The sequence below is a fragment of the Frankia sp. CeTa3Moorea genome (assembly GCF_978021225.1).
Genome location: NZ_CDXDOR010000230.1, coordinates 1 through 5,307, shown reverse-complemented (window position 1 = coordinate 5,307; position 5,307 = coordinate 1). Strand labels below are relative to the sequence as shown.

The window sequence follows — 5,307 nt, the reverse complement described above, 5'->3', positions numbered from 1 at the left end:
CAGGTTTCCTGAGGCCCGGCCGGCGACCGGAGGAGGCGGCCTCGGTGGTCGTCCTCCCGGCCATCATCGGGGGCTACGGCGCCGAGGCGGTGTCCAAGGCGGTGTCCGAGGCGGCGGAGGCTGCCGCGGCATCGGGTGGGGCGCCCGGCCGGGTGGATCGATCCCGGCCGGGCCCAGGCCCCGCCGCGCGGCGATCAGGCCGCGCAGGTAGACCACCGCCGCGATAATCACGGTGATGTCGTCGATCAGTCCGATCGGCCCCAGCGGAATCTCCGGGACGGCGTCCACCGGGGAGATGACGTAGGCGAGGCCCGCCAGGGTCGCCACGAGGCCCCGCAGCGGCAGCCGGTACTTCCGGACGACGACCAGCGCGGCCACGGCCAGCGCCAGGATGATCACGGCGAGGACCCCGAGGGCGACGAGCAGCCCGGTTCCGACGCTGTCACTCATCGCTGCCCACCACTCATCGCTGCCCACTGTCGTTCATCGCTGTCCACTCCCGCAAGATCGGCCGGATCCGTCGGCTCATCGTGTCGTCCGCGAGGGATCGCCACCGAATCCCTCGCGGTGATCCTCGATCAGGATGCCCATCCGGCGCCATCTCGAACATCGGAACAGCATTTTCATCCGGCGGACGTGTCGGTGGCCGCGCCGGTAGGCTTCGCCCTGTGTCCCGGACGGATTCCCCGGTTTCGCCCGGGCGGCTGCTGGCCGTCAGTGACGTGCATGTCGCCTACCCCGAGAACCGGCGGATGGTGGAGGACATCGCACCCGGATCATCCGACGACTGGCTGATCCTCGCCGGTGACGTCGCCGAGACGGTCGCCGATATCGAGACGACGTTCAAGCAGCTCAGCGGGCGTTTCGCGAAGGTTGTCTGGGTGCCGGGGAATCACGAGCTGTGGACTCCCAAGCAGGACCCGGTGCAGCTGCGCGGCGAACAGCGCTACCGGCATCTCGTGGAGATCGCCCGCGGGCTGGGTGTCGTCACCCCGGAGGATCCCTATCCGGTCTGGGAGGGCACGGGCGGTCCCGTCGTCGTCGCGCCGTTGTTCGTGCTCTACGACTACACCTTTCGTCCCGCCGAAACGGCGACGAAGGAGGAGGCGCTGGCCCTGGCCCGGGAAAGCGGGATCGTGTGCACCGACGAATGGGTGCTGCACCCGGACCCGTATCCCACCATCGACGCCTGGTGCCAGGCCCGGGTCGCGCAGACCCGGGCGCGCCTCGGCGACATCGATCCGACAATGCCAACGGTGCTCGTCAACCACTGGCCACTCGTCCGTCAGCCCACCGCGGTACTGCGGTACCCCACATTCGCGCTGTGGTGCGGCACCACGAGCACGGCCGACTGGCACACGCGGTTCCGGGCCAGCGCGGTCGTCTACGGTCATCTGCACATTCCCCGCACCACCTGGTACGACGACGTCCGCTTCGAGGAGGTCTCGATGGGCTACCCCCGGGAACGCGCGGTGTGGGGCAAGCCATGGTCCGGGCTACGGCAGATCCTGCCCTTCCCCGCACCGCCGGCCCGCCGGGACTGAGCGCGATGTCAGGATCGAGTTCCACGCCGGGATCGAGAGTGGCGCCGGGGGCAGGCTCGGCGCCGCCGGGGGCGCCGGCTTCGACGTCAGGGACGGGTAGCGGGGTAACGGGTAGCGGAGTAAAGAGGGTGGATCCGCGCCTGCTTGCGAGCCTGCTGCCCGCGGCGGCCGTCGCCGTCGAGGCATTCGAGGACGATCCCTCGGCCGTGCTGTTCCCCGAGGAGGCCGCGCTGCTGAGCCGCGCGGTCGACAAGAGGCGCCGCGAGTTCACCACCGCCCGGGTATGCGCGCATCGCGCGCTGGAGGGGCTCGGGCTTCCGGCGGCGCCGATCCTGCCCGGTTCCCGCGGCGCACCCGGCTGGCCGGACGGAGTGGTGGGAAGCATCACCCACTGCGCCGGCTACCGGGCGGCCGCGGTGGCCCGGGCGGCGGAGGTCCACACCATCGGCATCGACGCCGAGCCGAACGAACCCACACCCGGCGGGGTACTGAAGGAGATCACCGTTCCCGCCGAGGAGGGCTGGCTCGCGGCCCTCACCCGCGCCCGCCCGGCCGTCTGCTGGGACCGGCTGCTGTTCAGCGCCAAGGAGTCCGTCTACAAGGCGTGGTACCCGCTGGCGGAACGTTGGCTTGGCTTCGGAGACGCCGCCCTCGTGATCCACCCGGGCACCGCACCTATGGGCCCGCCGGCGCTGGGCCCGGCCGCCCGGGGCACCTTCACCGCGAAACTCCTGGTGGCGGGGCCGCGGCTGGCCTGCGGTGAGCTGACCGGCTTCGACGGTCGTTGGCTCTCGGCCCGCGGCCTGCTGGTCACCGCGATCACCGCGCCGCACCTGGACGGCACCCCCGTGGCGACAGCATCCCCCCAGACGCACCCTGCCTATCCAGAGGGATAAATCGGGCACGAAAGGCTCTGGAAAGACAAGGAACCGGATCCTGGTCAACGGCCGCCGCACGGACCCGCCGAACGCGACGCTAGGCAGACGCGACGCTAGGCAGAGTCGTCCACGTCCACGACAATCTCCCCGCCCAGCACGAAGCCTCCGGACAGACGCAGGTCGTCACCGCTCCAGAACCTCCCCGGGTCGTACCAGTTCGGATGGCGACCGGACGGCAGCAGGCCCATCGCCTCGTAGGTAACAGCCACGACCTCGGCGCAGTACGCGGTCTCCAGCGCGTGCTCGCTCGTCATCCGGCGGGGACGCGGAAGCCGGCCACGCAGCCAGCGTGTCGCCAGCCGGGCCGTGGACGGAAACGGCGTGCCGTCGAGCCGTGCGACGGTCCGCAGCACGGCATCCTCCTGCTCGGCGCGGACCGCGGGCTCAAGCTGACGCAGCCAGGCCCGCTGGCCGTAACGGCGCGCCCAGACCTCCACCGCCGCACGCAGGTCGTGCAACTGCACGCCGCGCTGATGCGTGCCCGCCCAGACGTCCGGCAACGATTTCCCCAGCTCGGCGTGCCACATCAGCGGCGGAAGATCGTCAACGACCACCGCCATGCCGACATGGTTCACCGGGCTGTTGGTCGTCGTCTGGATCGCCCGGTCCACCGCCGTGCGGCCGCGGAACAGCCACAGGTCGCCGGTCCGCGTCAGTTCCAGGGCATCGGCCAGGCTGATCCGCGAATCAGGCATGCCGGTAGCATGCCGCAGCCGACGCAAGGGCGCCCTAACCTGGACGGATGAATCGCGCTCGATGGGGAAAGCTGCTCGGCGTGGCCGGACTCGCCGGAGTGGCCGCCACCGGCGTGCTCGTCGCGCGCAGCCAGCGCCGGCGGGTCGCCTACTCCCCCGAGGAGGTCCGCGCCCGCCTGCACGCGCGGCTGGCCGCGTCCGACGCCCCGCAGGCCGACGAGAATGGTTCCACCCTTGCCTGATCCTCGGCATCGGGCTCACGGTGCGTTCTCACTCCGGACCCGCCGGACCCGCGCAACCGGCCGCGCGGCGCCGAAAATCGCTGGACGGCACGACTGGGAATGATGAGATCGAGCCATGAGCACCCGTACCTTCCGCATCACCGTCCGCGGCGCCTTCGACGGGCTGACCGATGACCAGCGCACCGAGCTGCTGGCCCACGCGGCGGAACACGACATCCTGCAGGCCGCGTTCACGCCGAAGGGCAGCCTTACCTACGACATCGCCACCAGGCCCTTCTTCACCTTCCGTTTCTTGGATTCCGGCGAGGCCGAGGAGGACATGGTGGCCGCGACCGACCGTGCGCGGGCGACCGCCGCAGCCTGGCTGACCGAACGCGGCTACCGCTACAAGAACCTCCGGTCGCAGGCCGAGGATCTTTCCAAGGTCCCGTTGGGTGCCCGTGGACGGCGCGCCGCCCGACAGATCTGACCGGGTCTCTGGGCGCGGGCAGCCGCGGTCGTCGCCGAGCCGCGGATCGATGCGGAGATGGTCGATGGTGTCGTAACCGTGGGCGGAGGAGGCGAAGATCGGCCCGAGCGCGAGGCCGGACGCACCGAGCCGGCGCACAGGCTTACTGCGGTCCTCGGGTCTGGGAGGCTCCCTGAGGAGCGTTCACGGCCCGTTCTGGAGGGCACGGACGGTGCGCCATCAGTGCAGCGGGACGGTGTTGAGCGCCCGGTGCAGGCTGCCGAACTGCTTGTGATGTTCATCGAACGGCACCGCGACGGTCTGGATCCCGAACCGCGACAGCACCGGTTCGGTCCAGGGCGCACTCGCCGTGGATACCAGGGCGGCCGGCTCCGGCCGGAGGACCGATTCTGATTCCGGCCGGAGGACCGATTCCGGCGGCGCGAAGGCCGGCAGGAAGAACACCCCAGCGGCGAAGGCGGCGACCATGTCCGGTGCCAGCGGACAGACGGCGAGATTGATCGTTCGCAGGGCGTCGACCAGCGTCGTCTCCCGGCCGGCGACGCCGTCGCGTTCCACCACCGCCGGGGCGTGCAGCCGATCGGCGGCGACGAGGGCGATCCCCGGGCCGAGGCCGAGCCAGGAGTTCAGATGGGGCTGGCCGTCACGCCGCAGCTCGTCGCGGACCCGCACCACGTGACCGAAGCTGGCCAGCAGATGCGGACGCAACAGCCCCCAGACTGCCGGGCTGGTCCGCCAACTGGTGCCGAGGACGGCCACATCGCCGCAGCTCACCAGATCCCCGCCTTCCAGGAACAGCGGCTCCGGGACGCGGACCTCGGCCGATCGGCCCCGCAACCCGCGCAGCACGGCCGCCATGACGACCGTCTCGCGGGCCCGGTCCCGGCGCCGCAACCGGCCGACCGCGACCGCTTCACCGAGATCGACATAATGATCACGGGGAAACATCAACCCGGCCAGGGGACGCAGGGCGTAGCTCTCGTCCGCCTGGTCGGGACCGATCACGCCGCGGGCGGCGCCGGGGTCGAGCAGCAGCCGCGGCTGGCGCAGCACCACCGGCACCAACGCCGGCGCCGACCAGTCGTGGAGCGCCTCGCGGGCGGCGGCCATTCGCAGGTCGTCCTCGGCGCTGACCGCGCGGACGGCGAGCTCGATCAGGACCTCCCGGGGCAGCGCCGCGAGGATCTCGGACGGGGCACAGGGACGGGCCCCAAGGTCGGCGAGCACCGCTCGCACCGCGGCGGACTCGGCCGCGGCCCGGACCGGGTCGTAGGACGGACGAGGTGCCAGGAACACCGACGTCTCGGCCGGCTGCACCACCGTCGGATTCTGGATGAGAACCGTCGGCCCGGTCATCCGGTGACCAGGTAGCGACCGCACCGGCCCGGCACCCCCGACACCATCACCCCCAACACCGAC

The 5,307-nt window shown here is 71.3% G+C and carries 7 protein-coding genes; 4 read left to right on the top strand and 3 right to left on the bottom strand.

Going from position 1 to position 5,307, the window contains the following annotated elements:
• Positions 1 to 63: 63 nt before the first annotated feature.
• The gene (locus AC08OV_RS23270; RefSeq protein ID WP_476615542.1) at positions 64 to 450 is read right to left on the bottom strand and encodes a YkvA family protein; all 387 of its coding nucleotides are present in this window, start codon (positions 448 to 450) and stop codon (positions 64 to 66) included.
• A gap of 218 nt (positions 451 to 668) precedes the next feature.
• Here AC08OV_RS23270 and AC08OV_RS23265 point away from each other — a divergent pair, with 218 nt between their 5' ends.
• Positions 669 to 1,544 carry a metallophosphoesterase family protein gene (locus AC08OV_RS23265; RefSeq protein WP_476615541.1) on the top strand — a complete coding sequence of 292 codons (876 nt, stop codon included), beginning with the start codon at positions 669 to 671 and terminating at the stop codon, positions 1,542 to 1,544.
• Positions 1,545 to 1,672: 128 nt separating this feature from the next.
• On the top strand, positions 1,673 to 2,440 hold the full coding sequence (locus AC08OV_RS23260; protein ID WP_476615540.1) for a 4'-phosphopantetheinyl transferase family protein: 768 nt from the start codon (positions 1,673 to 1,675) through the stop codon (positions 2,438 to 2,440).
• 95 nt (positions 2,441 to 2,535) lie between these two features.
• On the opposite strand, the gene AC08OV_RS23255 is transcribed toward AC08OV_RS23260, so the two are convergent.
• Positions 2,536 to 3,177 (bottom strand): hypothetical protein, encoded by a 642-nt coding sequence (locus AC08OV_RS23255; RefSeq protein WP_476615539.1) that lies wholly within the window; start codon positions 3,175 to 3,177, stop codon positions 2,536 to 2,538.
• Between the two features lie 47 nt (positions 3,178 to 3,224).
• On the opposite strand from AC08OV_RS23255, the gene AC08OV_RS23250 reads away from it, so the two are divergent.
• Positions 3,225 to 3,419 carry a hypothetical protein gene (locus AC08OV_RS23250; protein ID WP_476615538.1) on the top strand — a complete coding sequence of 65 codons (195 nt, stop codon included), beginning with the start codon at positions 3,225 to 3,227 and terminating at the stop codon, positions 3,417 to 3,419.
• A 115-nt stretch (positions 3,420 to 3,534) separates the two neighbouring features.
• The gene (locus tag AC08OV_RS23245; protein WP_476615537.1) at positions 3,535 to 3,888 is read left to right on the top strand and encodes a DUF6204 family protein; all 354 of its coding nucleotides are present in this window, start codon (positions 3,535 to 3,537) and stop codon (positions 3,886 to 3,888) included.
• Between the two features lie 219 nt (positions 3,889 to 4,107).
• Here AC08OV_RS23245 and AC08OV_RS23240 read toward each other — a convergent pair whose 3' ends face one another.
• Positions 4,108 to 5,244: an arginine deiminase family protein gene (locus AC08OV_RS23240; RefSeq protein WP_476620320.1), complete on the bottom strand. Its 1,137-nt coding sequence runs from the start codon at positions 5,242 to 5,244 to the stop codon at positions 4,108 to 4,110.
• Positions 5,245 to 5,307: the final 63 nt, after the last annotated feature.

Coding starts and splice junctions, on each gene's coding strand:
- AC08OV_RS23250 (WP_476615538.1), top strand. CDS start 3,225: ATGAATCGCGCTCGATGGGGAAAGCTGCTCGGCGTGGCCGGACTCGCC.
- AC08OV_RS23245 (WP_476615537.1), top strand. CDS start 3,535: ATGAGCACCCGTACCTTCCGCATCACCGTCCGCGGCGCCTTCGACGGG.
- AC08OV_RS23270 (WP_476615542.1), bottom strand. CDS start 450: ATGAGTGACAGCGTCGGAACCGGGCTGCTCGTCGCCCTCGGGGTCCTC.
- AC08OV_RS23255 (WP_476615539.1), bottom strand. CDS start 3,177: ATGCCTGATTCGCGGATCAGCCTGGCCGATGCCCTGGAACTGACGCGG.
- AC08OV_RS23240 (WP_476620320.1), bottom strand. CDS start 5,244: ATGACCGGGCCGACGGTTCTCATCCAGAATCCGACGGTGGTGCAGCCG.